Below are 16,859 nucleotides of genomic sequence, written 5' to 3'. Positions count from 1 at the left end.
GGACGCATACCTGGATCCTTGACCCTCAACTGGCATGCGGATACTTTTAATCCAAACGGTTGGTTGGTAACATGCGGCCGATTTTTCGAAGGGAAGCCAAAATGCAGGACGAGTTTTTCGTCATCGACGGCGTCGCGCACACGTTCGACATGAGCGAGGCCAACATGGCCTCGCCCGAGTACGCCGACGCGCTGCGCCGGCTGCAGGCCAGTTTCTTCGCGGGACAGCCCGCCGGCTACGACCTCGATGCCGAGGCGACGCTGCGTGACTGGACGGTCGAGGAGACCGCGGACATCCTCTTCCGGGAGTCCCACACCGACGTGGCGGTGTTCCACCCCGTCCCGATCTTCTTCTTCAAGGACGGCTACTCCAGCGTCGACAAGGCCGTAGCGGCGACGCGGCGTTGGCCCAACCGGTTCATCGGCTCCTACATCGCCATCGACCCGCTGCGTCCCGACCCGCTCGGCGAGATGGAGCGCCAGGTCGAGCTGCTGGACAACCCCGTCGGACTGAAGCTGTACCCGGTCAGCTATCACGAGGGCGACGTCACCCCGTGGCGCATGGACGACCCCACGATCGGATTCCCGCTCTACGAGAAGGCCCGCGAGCTCGGTCTGACCTGCGTCGCGACACACAAGTCGCTACCGATGGGCCCGTCGCCGTCCGGCGGTGACGCGTTCAGCCCGATCGACGTCGAGGGCGCAGCCGCCGCATTCCCCGACCTCAACTTCTCCATCGTCCACGGCGGACTGTCGTTCGTCGAGGAAACAGCCTGGCTGCTCGCGCGGTTCCCGAACATCTGGGTCAACCTCGAGACGATGAACCTCGTCCTGACCATGCGTCCGAGTGTGTTCGGCGAGTTGCTCGCCGGGCTGCTCGGGGTCGCGGGTGAGGACGCTCTGAATCGTATCTACTGGGCCAGCGGCGCGATGAACTCGCACCCGCGACCCGGCCTGGAAGCGTTCGTCGACTTCCAGTTCACCGAAGAGCAGATGGCGCGACACGGGATCTTCTTCCCGGTCCCACAGCTTACCCGCGAGCACAAGAAGGCGATCCTCAGCGGCAACATCGCGCGGCTGCACGGTTGGGACGTCGACGCGCTGGCCGCCGGCATCAAGGGCGACGAGTTCGATCTCGCCCAGGGCGCGCCGCTACCGATCCCCTACTCCACGACGCCGCTGAAGGACGCCGTAACCACCCCGCTGCCCGAAGGGACTTGCGTTGCCTGAGATCCCGCTGTCCGTGCCCGCACCCACCACCCCGCCCACCTCCGAGCCCGGCCTGGCCGACCGGATCCGTGAGGTCCTCAACACCATCGGCGACCCGTGCAGCGTGGCGTCGGGGACCCCGATGGGCATCGAGGAGATGGGCCTGATCGATACCGTCGAGGTCGAGCCGGACGGACGCGTCCGGGTCGCCATGCGGCTCACCGCGCCACTGTGCCACAACGTCGGCTACTTCAGCGTCGAGATCAAACGTCGCCTGACCGAGGTCACGGGGGTCACGTCGATCGTGGTCAGCATGGACCACGGTCTGGACTGGACCCCCGCGCTGATCAGCGAGGCGGCACAGACGCGGCGCAGAACGACGCTCCGGTCGCGCGGGTTCCCCGCCCGCTGAGCGGTCAGCCGGCTGGTCTTCGACGGTCGTCGTCGCCGTCGATTCCGCACGATGCCGCGGGCACACCAGACACCGCGTCGAGCTGTCCGGCGACCGCAGTCTCGATCGCTTTCCGACCCTGGTCGCGTTCCCTCCGCGGCCGTCCGTGAAGGAGAACAGTCGTGCAGTTCGGGATCGTCACCTTCTCGACCGACGAGGGCATCCGTCCCGACGACCTCGCCGTCGCCGTCGAGGGCCACGGCTTCGACCACCTGTTCCTGACCGAGCACTCGAACATCCCCGCGAGCCGCGAGACGCCGTACCCCGGGGGAGGCGAACTACCGCCCGAGTACCTGCGCACCTACGACCCGTTCGTGGCCCTCACCATCGCGGCGCACGCGACGAACACGCTGCGCATCGGCACCGGGATGTGCCTGTTGGGCCAGCGCGATCCCATCCACACCGCCAAGTCCGTCGCGAGCCTCGACCAGCTGAGCGGGGGACGGTTCCTGTTCGGGGTCGGCGCGGGCTGGAACGTCGAGGAGATGCGCCAGCACGGCACCGAGCCGCGCCTCCGCACCCGCCTGGTCGGCGAGCGTGTCCAGGCCATGAAGGCGCTGTGGAGCGACGACGTGGCGAGCTTCGACGGCGAGCTGGTCAGGATCGCCCCGACGACGGTGCGACCCCGGCCCGCACAGACCCCGCACCCGCCGATCGTGCTCGGCGGGATGGGGCCGACGGTGATCGACCGGGTACTCGAGTACGCCGACATCTGGGCGCCGAACCCGGGGTGGCCGCCGATGCCGGACCTGGCGGACCGCATCGCAGAGCTGCGGACCCGGTCGGCCGAACGGGGCCGCGGGCACATCCCGGTGTACCTGTTCGGGATGGCGGCCGACGCCGACCGGATCGCCGCGTACGAGGCGATGGGCGTGGACGCCTGCGTGTTCCTGCTGCAGACGGCGCCCCGGGACCAGACGCTCGACGCCCTTCGCCTCATTGCGAAGACGGCCGGCCTCACATGACGCCGATCACGGCACTGCCTCGGTCGGCGGTTCAGCCGCATGTGAGGGCGGGCACACCTCATCGTGACGGCGGTTCTGATTTGCCCGCTGCATCGAGGAAGGGGTAACCTCGGCCAAACAATCGGTCGGTTACGGGGTGTGATGAAGTCCAGGCGCGAGAAGGCCACCGGCCAGCCCACGGATCGCCGCAATCGTGAAGCGGAGATCCTGCAGGCCGCCCTCGAGATCTTCGCGCGCAAGGGCTATGCCGCCGCCAGCATCCAGGACGTCGCGGACGCAGTCGGCGTACTCAAGGGCAGTCTTTATCACTACATCGACTCGAAGGAAGACCTGCTCTTCCAGATCTTCGACAACGCCCATGTCGACGCCGAGCGGTTGATGACCGAGCTCGACGCCCTCGAGGTCGACGCGGTCGAGCGGCTGCGGTCCTATCTCGAGCGCAGCGTCTCGAACACGTTGCAGAACCTCGAACTACAGACGCTCTATTTCCGGGACTGGCGCAATCTCACCGGTGAGCGGCGGAAGAAGCTGGTCGAACGCCGCCGACAGTACGACCACTACCTACGTGGCCTGATCACGAAGGCGTACGAGACTCTGGGCATCGAGAGCACGGTCAATCAGCGTTACGTGTCCTCCTTCGTCATCGGCGGCACGAACTGGGTGGCCGACTGGTACCGCAGCGACGGCGACGACTCCCCCGACGAGGTCGCGCGCAGCTACGCGCAGCTCGCGATGGCGACCGTCCTGGGGATCGCGCAGCCCGCCAAGGCGCTGACCGCGCAGGCGGCATCGCACGAAGGACAGTAGTACGTAGGCCGCACGGACGTAAGCCGCACGAACCAGGTCGCACGAAGTCCGTGGGTGCAACTTCGACGACCTCGCCCCCACACCTCCCGTGCCGAGTCAGCTATCCTGCGCGCACGGCGGCCCCGGCGGGCCGGCGGAGAGTGCACGGTTCGGCGCAGAATTCCCCCGCGATTCCCCCGTTGACAGGTCTACCGCCGACGCCTAACGTGATGGCACCAAACAGTTGGTTGGCGGTCGTTGCTTTTATTGTGGGCATCGGAATCCTGGGCGTCCGGTTGACCACCGCCCCTATTCTGCCAGCCGTGAAATCAACGAAGGAGCGTTGAATGGGACGGATGGACGGAAAAGTCGCGTTCGTGACCGGTGCGGCCCGCGGACAGGGGCGCGCCCATGCGTTACGGCTAGCCGAAGAGGGCGCGGACATCATTGCCGTCGACCTGTGTGGCCGGATCGGCTCGGTTCCCTATGACATGGCAACCGCCGACGACCTCGCGGAGACGATCAAGGAGATCGAAGCCCTCGATCGGCGTGTCGTCGGACGGCAGGCCGACGTCCGCAAGTCCGGCGAACTCGATGCGGTGGTAGAGCAGGCCATCAGCGAGCTCGGTCCGATCGACGTGGTGTGCGCGAATGCGGGAATCTTCAGCATGGCGCCCTTCAGTGAGATCACCGACGAGATGTGGGACGACATGTTGGCCGTCAACCTCACGGGCGTCTTCCGCACCGTGAGGGCCGTTCTGCCCTCCATGATTGAGTCGGGTCGAGGAGGTTCGATCGTCCTGATCAGCTCGGCCGCCGGTCTGGTGGGCTTCGCCAACTTCGCCCATTACACCGCGGCCAAGCACGGCGTCATCGGCCTGATGCGGACCCTCGTCAACGAGATCTCATCGCACGGCATCCGCGTCAACACGGTCCATCCGAACTCGGTCGACACCAAGATGATTATGAATGACGCCACATACCGGTTGTTCGATCCGGCGAACCCAACACGGGAGCGGTTTGGCGAGATCTTCCAGACCTTGAACCCCATGAGAATTCCATGGGTGGAACCGGTCGACGTCTCCAACGCCGTGCTCTATCTGGCGAGCGACGAATCACGTTACGTGACCGGAGCCATGATCCCGGTGGACGGCGGTTTCCTGCAGAAGGTATAACGGGCCGAAGGGGGCGCACCGACATTTGTCCGCCACCCCCGGCGCCCTATTGTCCCCGGAACGCCGGAGGGTGTCCCGTCCGCCCCACCGTTCCGTCCACAGCCAAGTCAGTCTGGGGAGTGAATCATGCACGCAGCGATGTTTCAGACACCCTTCATGCCGCCGACCCGGTCGGCGCGTGAGACCTTCACGTGGGCCGTCGAGCAGGCCGTGGTCTGCGATCAGGCCGGGCTCTCGGAGTACTGGATCGGCGAGCACGCCACCCAGGCGTGGGAGTCGATCCCCAATCCGGAGCTCGTGATCGCGGCGGCGGCGCTGCAGACCGAACAGATCAGACTGGCGCCGGGAGCACATCTCCTGCCGTACCACCACCCGGCGACGCTGGCGGTCCAGATCGCCTACCTGACGCAGGTCACCCAGGGTCGTTACATTCTCGGCATCGGTGCCGGCGCCTTTCCCGAGGACGCCGCACTGCGGGGGCTCAAGGACCTGACCGAGAACCACAGGATGGTGACCGAGTCCCTCGAGATCATGCGGAGGGTCTGGCGCAAGGAGCCGTTCCAGTTCGAGGGCGACTACTGGCGGGCCGGTTATCCGGAGGCACCGGAGGGGCATCCCCTCCGGGACGTCGGCCTGTACAACGGAACGATCGAGATCGGCCTGACAGGTCTCAGCCCGAACTCCCCGTCGCTGCGTTTCGCCGGGCAGAACGGCTACTTACCGCTCTCCATCTACTCGGGTGACGACTTCCTGCGCAACCATTGGGAGACCTATTCCACGGCGGCCCAGGAGAAGGGCCGGATCGTCGACCGCTCGGTGCACCACGTGGTTCGCGACGTCTTTATCGCGGACACGGACAAGGAGGCGCGCAGGTGGGCGATCGAGGGCGGCATGGGCAAGGCCTGGCAGGAGTACGTGCTACCGCGCTACCACAACTACGGCATCCTGGAGACGATGATCAAGAATCCGGGCATGAGCGCGGATGACGTCGATCTCGACTACCTGGCCGACAACGTCTGGATCGTCGGTTCGCCGGAGACCGCGGTCGAGAAGCTCGAAGAGGCCTTTGCCGCGACCGGCGGGTGGGGGACGATCATGATGTACGGCTACGACTACATCGACAACCCGGAGCCATGGAATCACTCGATCGAGTTGCTGAGCCGGGAAGTCGCCCCGAAGGTGTCGTTACCGGCCTGAGGCCGGTGGAAGCCGGTGGGAGTGCCCCATGAAGATATCCTGCGCGTTCGGGCCTGCCGAGCAGACGCCCGACGACATTGTTGCGGCGGAGAGCCTGGGATACGACCGGGCCTGGGTATACGACTCGCCCGCGGTGTACCTCGATCCGTGGGCAACGCTCGCGGTCGCCGCCACCCGTACCTCCCGGATAGGAGCTCCACCTCGCGTAAGAGCACGGTCGTGCAGCCGGCCCACAACCCGGTCAGGGTCCAGGACGTTCCGCCGATGTGGAAGGTGGGCAACGTGCACAGGCTGACCGCGTCCCGCCCGATGCCGGCAACGCCGGCCAGGATGCGCAGCGAGTCCAGGACGGCCCCGTGCGTGGACATCACGCCCTTCGGCTGGCCGGTGGTCCCGGACGTGTACATCTGGATGGCGACGTCGTCCCGGTGCGGGCGGTACCCCGGGTCCGTCGCGGGGAAGGTGTCGTACCAGTTGCCCGTTCCGGTGCGTGTGTCAATGGTGCGGACCACGAGGGTGACCTCCGGATCGGCCTCGAGCCGCCGCGCGACCTCGGCGAACTCGTCGTCGACCACGATCACCGCGGCGTCGGCGTCGGCGACGATCGCGGTCAGCTCGGGGTAGGCCAGCCGCCAGTTCAGCGGGACGATGACCGCGCCGACCTTGCCGCACGCGGCCAGAACGGCGAAGTAGTGGGCGCTGTTCTTCCCGAGGAACGCCACGCGGGCACCGGCGGTGACCGCGAGCGCGTGGCCGATGCGATTCGACATCCCGTCCAGGTCGCCGTACGAGAGGGCGCGGCCGTCGGCGTGAAGGGCGGTACCACGGCTGGAACGGGCCGCGTGTTCGCGCAGAAGGTCGATAGTCGAGTGCACCGTCATCGCGGCTCGATTCTCCTCGTCGGTTTTCACGATCGCCGGGGAAGGGTACCAAACCAAACGATTGGTGGGTACCTGTCTGGACCGACCCAGCTCCGCTCGCGGGACCCGTTGACCCAACCGGTCCCGACGACCTACGGTTTAGCAACCAAACGGTCGGAAGGGGCCTTGATGACGAAACGTTGGCGGACGAGGGGCAGGGCGAGAAACAGGGCGAGGGCGGCCGGCGGTACCGCCGGCCGGCCGGCGGTACGGGCGGGTGGGTGACGTGGCGAGCAGTCGCCGGCACGTCTGGGTCGAGGCCGCGGCCGAGCGGGTGTGGGCGCTGGTCGGCGATCCCGGGGCGATCGCCGCATGGTTCCCGAGCATCGTGGCCTGCGAGATGTCCGGATCGACGCGCACGTGCACCCTGCGGTCCGGGGAGGTGGTCGCCGAGGAGATCATCACCGTCGACGACGCCCTCATGCGCCTGCAGTACCGGATCGTCCGGGGCATCGACGTCGAGTCGCACCTGGGAACCGTGGATGTCATCCCCGACGGGAACCACCGGTGTCTCGTGCTGTATGCGACGGATGTCCGTCCGGATGATCTCGCGGGGCCGCTCGGGACCTCGGTCGAGCGCGCGCTCGACCTCCTCGCCGAACGGTTCGAACAGCCCTCCACCCGCCCCGACTGATCCCGCGATCGATCGTCGACCCGACCTGCGGGCCACCGTTCACCGTTGACGACCAATCGTTTGGTAGATAATGTTGATCTCGCTGCGCGGTCTGCCCGCGCCCGAACGCCGGAAGGTATGACATGGCGGAAGCCTTCATCGTCGAAGCGGTTCGTACTCAGGTCGGACGTCGCGGGGGCAGCCTCAGCGCCGAACACCCGGTCGACGTCGCGGCGCACGTGCTGACATCCCTGGTCAAGCGCGCGGGCATCGATCCGGTGGTGGTGGACGACGTGATCCTCGGAGCCACCGACATGGTCGGCCCCCAGGCCGGCGACATCGCCCGGCTGGCGTGGCTGGCCGCCGGGCTGCCCGAGAACGTGCCCGGCGTGACCATCGACCGGCAGTGCGGTTCGTCCCAGCAGGCGGTGCACTTCGCCGCGCAGGCCGTCATGAGCGGCACCCAGGATGTCGTCGTCGCCGGCGGCGTGCAGTTGATGAGCGTCGTCCCCATGAACATCGCCTGGTCGGCCGGCCAGGACCTCGTGCACCCGGACCCGTTCTCCGGCAGTCGGGGCTGGCAGGGCCGGTACGGCACGCAGGAGGTCAGCCAGTTTCGGGCGGCCGAGCTCATCGCGCGGCGGTGGGAGATCCCCCGCGAGGAGATGGAGCGCTTCGCCCTGGCGAGTCATGAGCGCGCGGTGCACGCCACCGAGCACGGCTGGTTCGAGCGCGAGATCGAGGCGTTCGGCGCCGGGTCGCGCGACGAGTGTCCCCGGCCCAGCACCTCCCTGGAGCGGATGGCGACGCTGAACCCGCTGACCGAGGGCGGATCGATCACCGCGGCCCTGTCGAGCCAGATCTGCGACGGTGCGGCGGCCCTGCTGATCTGCTCCGAGCGCGCGGTCGAGCAGTACGGGCTGCGCCCGCGCGCCCGCGTCCATGCGATGTCGGTGCGGGGCGACGACCCGGTCTACATGCTCACCGCCCCGATCCCGGCCACCCGCGACGTGCTGCGCCGCGCCGGTCTCGCCCTCGACGACATCGACCTGTTCGAAATCAACGAGGCGTTCGCCTCGGTCGTCCTGGCCTGGCAGCGTGAGCTCGGCGTCGGCTCCGAGCGGCTCAACGTCAACGGCGGCGCGATCGCGCTCGGGCACCCCATCGGCGCCAGTGGCGCGCGCATCATGACCACGCTGCTGCACGAGCTCGAGCGCCGGCAGGCCCGCTTCGGGCTGCAGTCGATGTGCGAGGGCGGCGGCCAGGCCAACGCCACCGTCATCGAGCGCCTGTGAACACGGCCGGGGCCGCGCCGACCGGTGGGGACCGCGACGTGGACAGCGATGGCGAGATGTTCCGAGCCCGCGTGCGGTCGCTGCTCGCCGAGAACCTGCCCGCGGGCTGGAGCGGCATCGGCGCGCTGTCCGACCGCGAACAGGAGGAGTTCCGCACACGCTGGCGCAGGCTGTTACACGAGAACGGACTGCTCGCGGTGGGCTGGCCGATCGAGTACGGCGGATCCGGCCTGAGCCCGCGCGAACAGCTCATCCTCGCCGAGGAGTGCACCACGGCGGGCGTGCCCCAGGGCGGCCTGAACGACAACTTCGGGGTGCAGATGCTCGGTTCGACGCTGCTGCGCTGGGGCACCGAGGAACAGCGCCGGTACTACCTGCCGCGGATCCTCAGCCAACAGGACATCTGGTGCCAGGGCTTCTCCGAGCCCGAGGCAGGGTCCGATCTCGCCGGCATCCGCACCCGCGCGGAGCTCGTCGAGGGCCGCTGGATGATCAACGGACAGAAGATCTGGACCTCCTACGGGCACCTGGCCACGCACATCTTCGTCCTGTGTCGCACCGACTCCTCCGTGCCGCCGCACCGGGGGATCAGCCTGCTGCTGTGCGCCCTCGACCAGCCGGGCATCGACCTGCGCCCGCTGCGGACGCTTACTGGCGAGGCCGAGTTCAACGAGGTCTTCTTCACCGACGCGGAATGTCCCGCCGACGCCGTGGTCGGGCCGGTCGACGGCGGGTGGCCCGTCGCCATGAGCCTGCTCGGTTTCGAACGCGGCGAGGCGGTGGCCACCCTGGCCATTCGCTTCCGCAAGGACTGGGAACGGCTGCACCGCATCGCGGTCGACCCCGAGGGTCCCACCGATCCGGTCATCGTCGAACGTCTCGGGCGGAGCCGACAGCGGGTCGAGGAGCTGCGGTGCCTCGGGCTGCGCGCGGTCGACAGCTGGGTCGCCGGTCGGGACATCGGCGCCGAGTCGTCGCTGCACAAGCTGTTCTGGAGCGAGTGGATCCAGGAGACGACCGAACTCGCCCTCGACGTGCTGGGCATGGACGCGGTCACCGCCGGCAGCGACGGGCTGCGCGGCGTGAGCTTCCCCGCCGCCGAGGCCGGAACCCCCAACACCGCGGGTACCTGGGCGGACTACTTCCTCCGGGCGCGCGCCGCGACCATCTACGCCGGCTCCAGCGAGATTCAACGCAACATCATCGCGGAGCGCATGCTGGGACTGCCGAGGGAGCCGCGATGACGGGCGTGTCGGCAAGCCTCGACGACGACCAGATCCAGCTGCAGAAGACGCTGCGCGCGGCGCTCTCCCGCCACTGCTCCGGGCCGGCGCAGCTCGCCCTGGCCACGGGCGAGGAGGACTTCGACCCGGCGCTGTGGAAGCTGCTGTCGACCGAACTCGACCTTGTGGGGCTCGCCGCACCCGAGCGGTTCGGCGGCGGTGGCGCGCCGCTGCCGGTGCTGGGCGTCGCGCTGATGGAGCTGGGGCGTGCGCTGTACAGCGGGCCGTACTTCTCCTCGGGGGTTCTCGCCACGCAGGCGATCGTGGGCAGCGGCGACGTGGCCGTCGGGGCGGAGATCCTGCCCGGGCTGTGCCGGGGTGAGGTCCTGGCGACCGTCGCCGGACTGCGCGACGACGGCCCGGACGGCCTTCCCGACATGGGTGGCGTGGTCGCCACCGCCGCGACCGCCGACGGCGACGGGACACCCCGGCTGACGGGGGTCTCCGACCATGTCTGGGAGGCGCACGGCGCGCACCGGCTCGTCGTGTTCGCGTCGACCCGCGACGGGGTCGGCTGCTTCCTCGCCCATCCGGACGCACCCGGCGTGCTGGTCGAACGGCTGCCGGGCATGGATCTCACGAGACGCCTGTCGCGGGTCCGGTTCACCGCCGCGGCCGCCCGACCGCTGGGCGCGCTCGACGGCGGCTCCCGGGCGCTCGCGAGGCTGCGGCGGATCGCGCCGGTGTGCCTGGCGGCGGAGCAGATCGGCGGCGCCGAGCACTGCCTGGAACAGGCCGTCGACCACGCGAAGCGACGCCACCAGTTCGGTCGTCCCATCGGCAGCTTCCAGGCCGTGAAGCATCAGCTCGCCAGCGTGCTGATGGACGTCGAGGCGGCGAAGGCGGCGACCGTCTTCGCGCTGGGCGCCCTCGAACACGAATCCCCGGATGCCGCGACGATGGTGCATGTCGCCAAGGCCGCCGCCTCCGACGCCTTCTTCCACGCGGCGGGCGCGTTGATCCAGACCCTCGGCGGCATCGGCTACACCTGGGAACACCCGGCCCACCTGTATCTGCGTCGAGCTGTCAGCGGCCGGGCGCAGTTCGGCTTCCCGTCGGCCCATCGACGGGCCCTCGGCGCCGAGGGTGGCCACTGATGGGCGAGGCACCGGGCGGGACGACGGACGAGACGATCGTCTTCCCGATCGACCCGGTGCACGTCATGCTGTTCGCCCGGGCGGTCGGTGACGACAACCCGGTCTACACCGATCCCGCGGCGGCGGCCCGCGCGGGCCTCGGCGGCGTCCCGGCCCCGCCGACCTTCGGTGAGGCGTTGCAGCAGTTCATCCCGGGGTACCCATGGCGGCCCCGGCCGGACACGCCATGGGTCGGATCGCAGCGCCCGGGCTCGACGCAGGTCGCGGACAGTCCGGTTGTCCTGCACGCGGAGCAGCGCTACACCTACGTCCGACCGGTTGTCGCCGGGGAGACTCTGCGTGCGGCGAAGCGAGCCGGCGAGAGCTGGGAGCGGACCAGCGCCAGGAGCGGGACGCTGCGGTTCCGCGAGATCGTCACCGACTTCGCCGACGAGGCCGGCGAGCTGGTGCTGCGCGCGGTGGCGGTGGAGGCCCGAGTCGGGGAAGGCGGCGCCGTGAGCCGTCGGGCCCCGGCCGATCGGCCTGGCCGCGACGCCGGCCGTCGGCTGCCGGCCGGCGACACCGCCGGCGACACGGAAGGGGGTGCCAGTACCGCGCTGCCCGCGGGCCAGATCTGCCAGCGGCCTCTGGTGACAGATCTCTCGCGAGCTGTGATCGTGCAGTACGCGGGCGCGTCCGGTGACTACAACCCGCTGCACCATGACGAGCCCTATGCCATCGAAATCGCCGGCTACCCGTCGGTCATCGCCCACGGCATGCTCACGATGGGGATCACCGGCCGCCTCGTGACCGATCTCGTCGGCGTGACGCGACTACGCGAGTTCGGCGGGCGGTTCCGCGCGCCGGTGTTCCCCGGCGACTCGCTGTCCGGCACCGCGGCGATCATCGCCGTCGAGGGCGCCGGGACCGATGCCCTCGTGACCATCGAGCTCGCGACCACCAACCAGCGCGGCGCGGTCGTCTTCACCGGCACCGCGCTCGTCGTCGGCGACTCGTTCGACCATCCATCCCTCGACGTCACGGATCGCCCCGCGATCGGCGTCACCGAAGAAGTGAGGTGAGCGCGTGATATCGGTGAACATTGCTGGTAGCTACTGCCTGCCCCCGCGCCCCGACATACCGATGGCCCTCGACGAGATGATCTATACGGTCACCTCGGGCGCACTGCGCGACGCCGGACTCGGCATCGGCGACGTCTCGGGCTCGTTCATGGCGGCGTCCGACCTTTACGACGGCCGCGCGATCGCGACCATGACGCTCACCGGATCGACCGGCTCGTTCCACAAGAACGAGATGCGCGTCTGCAACGACAGCCTGGCGGCGCTCACCCTGGCCGCGGCCGAGGTGGCGGCGGACGCGGCCCAGGCGGTGATCGTCTGCACCTGGAGCAAGCTCAGCGACGCGAACCGGGACGCCATGGCCGCACTCGGCCTGGAACCGGTGTTCACCCGAGGGCTGAACGCCCATCCGGACGCCGTCGTCGCACTGCGGCGGTCGTCCGATCTGGGGCGGCCGACGCTCGTCGAACGGACCGCCGTCGAATCGGCCGACGTCGCCGTCGCGCTGGTCCTCACCGCACCCTCGCCCGAGCGGCGGACCCGCGGCACGGTCATCGGCCTCGGCGCCGCGAACGGCCCGTACCTGCGTCCAGGTGAGCCGCTGCTGGGGCCCGTCACCGCCGCCGCGACCGCGGCGTGCAAGCTCGCCGGCCGCGACGTGACCGATCTGCGCCGCGCCCGGGTCGCCGGCCTGCACGCGGTGGACGACGACGAGCTCGCACGCGCGGTCGGGGTGCCCCACGACATTCTGGCCCGCCAGAGCGAACGGTGGGCCGACCTCGGCTACGCCGCCGGCCTGCTCGCCGTGCACGAGTCGCTCGCCGCCGGCGAGCCCGGCCCGGCGCTGGTGCTCTCAGCGGGCGGCATCGGATACGAGAACGCGCACGCCGCGTTGGTGGAGGTCGCATGAGCCCGCAGCAGCCCGCGGTCCTCGGCTTCGGCCAGACCCGCTACAAGACGTCACGGGTCGACGTCGGCACACCCGAACTCATCTTCGAGGCGGTCAGCCGCGCGCTGGCCGACGCCGACACCGAGCTCACCGAGATCGACGCCGTCGTGTTCGCCTCGGCGCCCGAGGTGTTCGAGGGCGTGTACGAGCCGGATCGCTGGTGCGTCGAGGCGTTCGGCGGGGTCGGCAAGCCGCTGATCCGGGTGCACACCGGCGGGGCCACCGGAGGCTCCGGCCCACTCGCGGCGTCACGGCTCATCTCGGCCGGCCTGTACGAGACCGTGCTCGTCGTCGGCCTGCAGCGCACCTCGGAGACGGCCGACGCGCAGGCGGTGTTCACCACGATCTTCGATCCGGTGTACGAGCAGGACGTCCAGCTCAACGTCATCACCGGCATCGCGCTCGTCGCCTCGCGACAGATGAGGTACTTCGGCCTGACCGAGGATCACATGGCGTGGGTGTCGACGAAGAACTTCGGCAACGCGCTGCGCAACCCGTACGCGCACCTGCACCGCGAGATCACCGAGCAGGAGGTCAAGCAGTCCCGTTCCCTGGCGTACCCGCTGCGCCTGCTGCACACCTGCCCGCGCTCGGACGGCGCCGCGGCGGTGGTGATGACCAGCGCGGAGAAGGCCCGCGAGAAGTCCCACGCCGCCTACGTCGCGGGCCTGGGCTGTGCGGCGGACGTGTACCGCATCGGCGACCGCATCCACGACGACGAATCCGACTTCGCCATCCCGCGCGCCCAGGCATGGGCGGCCACCGAGGCCTACCAGGAGGCGGGCATCACCGACCCGCGGCGTGAGCTGGACGTGGTCGAGGTCTACGCGCCGTTCGCCAACCTCGAGATCGCCTACTACGAGTCGCTCGGCCTGGCGCCTCCCGGCCGCGGTATCGATCTGGTCGAGACCGCAGCCACCGCGATGGACGGCGACATCCCCGTCGTGCCGTCCGGGGGCTGCATGACAACCAATCCCATCGGCGCCACCGGCCTGATCCGCTTCGGCGAGGCCGCCGCGCAGGTGATGGGACGGGCCGGCGATCACCAGGTCGACGGCGCCCGGCTGGCCCTCGCCACGGCCTGCGGCGGAATCGACCAGTTCTACACCGCGGCCGTCCTCTCCGCCCAGCCCACCTGACCGAGACCCCCGGCCGTCGTCGCACGCGGCCGACGCCCGGACAGCAGACGCCCCGCACCACCGGCCACCTGACAGACACGAGGTCCGACATGACCGTTCCCACGACTGTCCCCACGCGCATCCCCGGCGAGTGGCACATCCCTTACCAGTACACGATCGGGACGTTCGCGACGGCGTTCTTCGACGCCCTGCGCGAGCAGCGGATCCTCGGCTGCCGATGCGCACAGTGCGGTCGGGTGAGCGTGCCGCCGAAGTCCTTCTGCGAGTACTGCTTCGTCCCGATCGACGAGCTCGTCGAAGTCGGTGACACCGGCCGGATCGAGGCCGTCACGGTCGTGACCGCCCCGTTCGCCGGCTCGCCGCCCGTCCCGTACGTCGTCGCCTACGTGCGGCTCGATGGCGCGACGTCGTCGATCTGCAACTACGTGCACGGCGTGGACCTCGGCGATCTCGATCGGCTGCCGGCCGACATCGCGATCGAGGCACCGGTACGTGCGGTTTTTGGCGACAAGCGCGAGGGGCGGGTGACCGACTTCTGGTTCGAGCCCGTCCGAGACCGGTCGTGATGGTTCCGTCGCAGCCGGAGCGGCCGACCCGGCCGCGGCCGGATCTGCCACTCGCCGGTCTGCGGGTGCTCAGCCTCGCCGAGCAGTATCCCGGGCCGTTCGCAACGATGCTGCTGGCCGACCTCGGCGCCGACGTCATCCTGATCGAACGTCCCACGGGAGGCGACCCGACGCGGCGATTCACCGGCCATTTCGAGGCGTTGAACCGCAACAAGCGCTCGATCGCGCTCGACCTCAAGTCCGAGGACGGGCGGGAGGTGTTCTGGCGGCTCGCCCCGACCGCCGACGCGGTCGTCGAGGGCTACAAGCCGGGCACCGTCGACCGTCTCGGGATCGGACCGCGCCAGGCCCGGACCCGCCTGCCGGCGCTCGTGTACGCGTCGATCTCCAGCTTCGGGCAGACCGGCCCGCTCGGGGCGCGCGGCGGGCACGACATCTCGATGCAGGGCATGACGGGCCTGGTGCAGGGCGACGACCCGCGGCCGGCGCCACTCCCCCTGGCCGACCTGGCCTCGGCCATGTTCGCCGCCTTCGGGGTCGTCGCAGCGTTACTCGGCCGCGAGCGTAACGGGACCGCCGGGTACCTCGACGTCTCGATGCTCGACTCGCTGGTGAGCTGGCGCAGCACAGTGCTGGTGTCCGAGCTCAACGGGCTGGATCCCGCGCCGTACCCGCCGCTCGACCCCGGCTACGGCGTGGTCGAGAACTCGCGCGGTGAACGGCTCACATTGAGCATCGCCGGGGAGGACCACCAGTGGCGGGGACTGTGCGCCGCACTCGGGCTGGACCATCTCGCCACGCTGAGCACCGTCGAGCGCGAACGGGACCGCCGGGCGATCGCCGACGAGCTGAGGTCGGCCTTCCGCAAGGCCGACTGGGCTCTGCTCGAGCCACAGCTCGCCGCGCACGGAGTCGGGTTCGGCCCGGTCTACGACGATCGGGAGATCACCACGGACGAGCAGGTCGTCGCCCGCCGGATGATCGTCGACGTGCCCGGCGACGGCGATCCGCCCGGCGCCGGACCGGACGAGCGCGGCGGGCGGGTGCGGGTCGTCCGGCAACCGGTCCTGTTCGACGGCGCCGGGGGTGTGATCGCCTCCCGCGCGCCGCGGCTGGGCCAGCACACCCGCCCCGTGCTGCGCGACCTCGGCTATTCCGACCTCGACGTCGATGCGCTCGTGGCGCGCGGCGTCGTCGTGACACACGAAGGTGGACGGTCTTGACCGACATGCGATTCGACGGCCGCGTCGCCGTCATCACCGGCGCCGGCGCCGGACTCGGCCGGCAGCACGCCCTGTTACTCGCGGCCCGTGGCGCGGCCGTGGTCGTCAACGACCCGGCGCCGCCCGCGGACGGTGTCGGCGTCGCGCCGGCCGCGGCCGTGGTGAACGAGATCGTCGCGGCGGGGGGAACAGCCGTCGCCGACGTGAGCTCTGTCGCCACGCCGGAGGGCGGTCAGGCGATCGTGGACGCGGCCCTGGCCGCCTTCGGCGGCCTGGACATCGTCGTGAACAACGCGGGCATCGTCCGGGACAAGACGTTTCCGAAGATGACTCCGGACCTGATGGACCCGGTGCTCGACGTCCACCTGCGCGGCGCGTTCTTCGTGACCCGCCCGGCCTACCTGCACATGCGGGATCGCGGGTACGGCCGGATCGTGTCGACCTCGTCGGCAGCGGGGCTGTTCGGCAACTTCGGCCAGACCAACTACGGCGCCGCCAAGATGGCCCTCGTCGGGCTGACCCGGGTACTCGCGCTGGAGGGTGCACGCCACGGCGTCAAGGCGAACGTCCTCGCGCCGATCGCCGCGACCACCATGTCGGCGGGACTGCTCGACGAGGACTGGGAGCGTCGGCTCGACCCGGCGCTCGTCTCGCCCGTCGTCGCGTTCCTGTCCCACGAATCCTGCCCGACCAGCGGGGAGATCTTCTCCGCGGCGGCCGGGCGGGTCGCCCGAATCTTCATCGCCGAATCGCCTGGTTTCTACTCGCCGGAGCTCAGCCTCGAAGACGTCCGTGACCGGTGGGATGTCATCTGCTCGGAGACGGGCTACGGGGTGCCGATGAGCGCCGAGCAGGAGCGCGACCTGCTGAGCGCGGCGTTTCGGCGGGCCGAGGCCGGCTCCGCCTCCGCCGCCGCGGCCTTCTGAGGCGACCG

The 16,859-nt window shown here is 69.7% G+C and carries 17 protein-coding genes and 1 pseudogene; 17 read left to right on the top strand and 1 reads right to left on the bottom strand.

What is annotated here, in order from left to right; genetic code table 11:
* Nucleotides 1–101 precede the first annotated feature (101 nt).
* The 7 genes from FRAAL_RS11040 (at nt 102) to FRAAL_RS33520 (ending at nt 6,077) form a co-directional block, all read left to right on the top strand.
* The gene (locus FRAAL_RS11040) at nt 102–1,229 is read left to right on the top strand and encodes an amidohydrolase family protein (protein ID WP_050997082.1); all 1,128 of its coding nucleotides are present in this window, start codon (nt 102–104) and stop codon (nt 1,227–1,229) included.
* The gene (locus tag FRAAL_RS11035; RefSeq protein WP_011603679.1) at nt 1,222–1,620 is read left to right on the top strand and encodes a metal-sulfur cluster assembly factor; all 399 of its coding nucleotides are present in this window, start codon (nt 1,222–1,224) and stop codon (nt 1,618–1,620) included. The genes FRAAL_RS11040 and FRAAL_RS11035 overlap by 8 nt, the downstream gene beginning before the upstream one ends.
* Before the next feature lie 161 nt (nt 1,621–1,781).
* The gene (locus tag FRAAL_RS11030) at nt 1,782–2,624 is read left to right on the top strand and encodes an LLM class F420-dependent oxidoreductase (RefSeq protein WP_011603678.1); all 843 of its coding nucleotides are present in this window, start codon (nt 1,782–1,784) and stop codon (nt 2,622–2,624) included.
* A gap of 141 nt (nt 2,625–2,765) precedes the next feature.
* Complete coding sequence (locus FRAAL_RS11025) at nt 2,766–3,431, top strand: TetR/AcrR family transcriptional regulator (RefSeq protein WP_011603677.1); 666 nt, start codon at nt 2,766–2,768, stop codon at nt 3,429–3,431.
* A gap of 326 nt (nt 3,432–3,757) precedes the next feature.
* Entirely contained in the window at nt 3,758–4,585 is an 828-nt protein-coding gene (locus FRAAL_RS11020) for a mycofactocin-coupled SDR family oxidoreductase (protein ID WP_011603675.1), read from the top strand.
* A gap of 138 nt (nt 4,586–4,723) precedes the next feature.
* The gene (locus FRAAL_RS11015) at nt 4,724–5,782 is read left to right on the top strand and encodes an LLM class flavin-dependent oxidoreductase (RefSeq protein ID WP_197537262.1); all 1,059 of its coding nucleotides are present in this window, start codon (nt 4,724–4,726) and stop codon (nt 5,780–5,782) included.
* 28 nt (nt 5,783–5,810) lie between these two features.
* Nucleotides 5,811–6,077, top strand: a complete 267-nt coding sequence (locus FRAAL_RS33520) for an LLM class flavin-dependent oxidoreductase (RefSeq protein ID WP_162137501.1) — start codon at nt 5,811–5,813, stop codon at nt 6,075–6,077.
* On the opposite strand, the pseudogene FRAAL_RS34795 reads toward FRAAL_RS33520, so the two are convergent.
* A pseudogene (locus tag FRAAL_RS34795) lies at nt 5,986–6,663 on the bottom strand (AMP-binding protein); the annotation flags it as partial. The gene FRAAL_RS33520 and the pseudogene FRAAL_RS34795 overlap by 92 nt on opposite strands.
* A 265-nt stretch (nt 6,664–6,928) precedes the next feature.
* Between FRAAL_RS34795 and FRAAL_RS11005 the strand changes: the two are divergent.
* The 10 genes from FRAAL_RS11005 (at nt 6,929) to FRAAL_RS10960 (ending at nt 16,851) form a co-directional block, all read left to right on the top strand.
* Complete coding sequence (locus FRAAL_RS11005) at nt 6,929–7,336, top strand: SRPBCC family protein (RefSeq protein WP_055752404.1); 408 nt, start codon at nt 6,929–6,931, stop codon at nt 7,334–7,336.
* A gap of 122 nt (nt 7,337–7,458) precedes the next feature.
* The gene (locus FRAAL_RS11000) at nt 7,459–8,610 is read left to right on the top strand and encodes an acetyl-CoA C-acetyltransferase (protein ID WP_011603670.1); all 1,152 of its coding nucleotides are present in this window, start codon (nt 7,459–7,461) and stop codon (nt 8,608–8,610) included.
* Between the two features lie 38 nt (nt 8,611–8,648).
* Nucleotides 8,649–9,854, top strand: a complete 1,206-nt coding sequence (locus FRAAL_RS10995; RefSeq protein ID WP_011603669.1) for an acyl-CoA dehydrogenase family protein — start codon at nt 8,649–8,651, stop codon at nt 9,852–9,854.
* Nucleotides 9,851–10,990 (top strand): acyl-CoA dehydrogenase family protein, encoded by a 1,140-nt coding sequence (locus FRAAL_RS10990; protein WP_041939146.1) that lies wholly within the window; start codon nt 9,851–9,853, stop codon nt 10,988–10,990. Before FRAAL_RS10995 ends, FRAAL_RS10990 begins: the two co-directional genes overlap by 4 nt.
* Nucleotides 10,990–12,051: a MaoC/PaaZ C-terminal domain-containing protein gene (locus FRAAL_RS34790; RefSeq protein ID WP_011603667.1), complete on the top strand. Its 1,062-nt coding sequence runs from the start codon at nt 10,990–10,992 to the stop codon at nt 12,049–12,051. The genes FRAAL_RS10990 and FRAAL_RS34790 overlap by 1 nt, the downstream gene beginning before the upstream one ends.
* 13 nt (nt 12,052–12,064) lie before the next feature.
* Nucleotides 12,065–12,958 (top strand): hypothetical protein, encoded by an 894-nt coding sequence (locus FRAAL_RS10980; RefSeq protein ID WP_157892043.1) that lies wholly within the window; start codon nt 12,065–12,067, stop codon nt 12,956–12,958.
* Complete coding sequence (locus FRAAL_RS10975) at nt 12,955–14,136, top strand: thiolase C-terminal domain-containing protein (RefSeq protein WP_011603665.1); 1,182 nt, start codon at nt 12,955–12,957, stop codon at nt 14,134–14,136. The genes FRAAL_RS10980 and FRAAL_RS10975 overlap by 4 nt, the downstream gene beginning before the upstream one ends.
* A gap of 89 nt (nt 14,137–14,225) precedes the next feature.
* Nucleotides 14,226–14,702, top strand: coding sequence for a Zn-ribbon domain-containing OB-fold protein (locus FRAAL_RS10970; RefSeq protein ID WP_011603664.1), 477 nt, complete (start codon nt 14,226–14,228; stop codon nt 14,700–14,702).
* A complete protein-coding gene (locus FRAAL_RS10965; protein ID WP_050997080.1) occupies nt 14,702–15,925 on the top strand; it encodes a CaiB/BaiF CoA transferase family protein in 1,224 nt (407 codons plus the stop codon). Before FRAAL_RS10970 ends, FRAAL_RS10965 begins: the two co-directional genes overlap by 1 nt.
* A gap of 5 nt (nt 15,926–15,930) precedes the next feature.
* Nucleotides 15,931–16,851 (top strand): SDR family NAD(P)-dependent oxidoreductase, encoded by a 921-nt coding sequence (locus FRAAL_RS10960; protein ID WP_011603662.1) that lies wholly within the window; start codon nt 15,931–15,933, stop codon nt 16,849–16,851.
* Nucleotides 16,852–16,859 lie beyond the last annotated feature (8 nt).

The organism is Frankia alni ACN14a (assembly GCF_000058485.1).
In the GTDB taxonomy this organism is placed as follows: Bacteria; Actinomycetota; Actinomycetes; order Frankiales; family Frankiaceae; genus Frankia; species Frankia alni.
The sequence above is the reverse complement of the archived record's forward strand: the minus strand, read 5'-3'. Positions and strand labels throughout refer to the sequence as shown.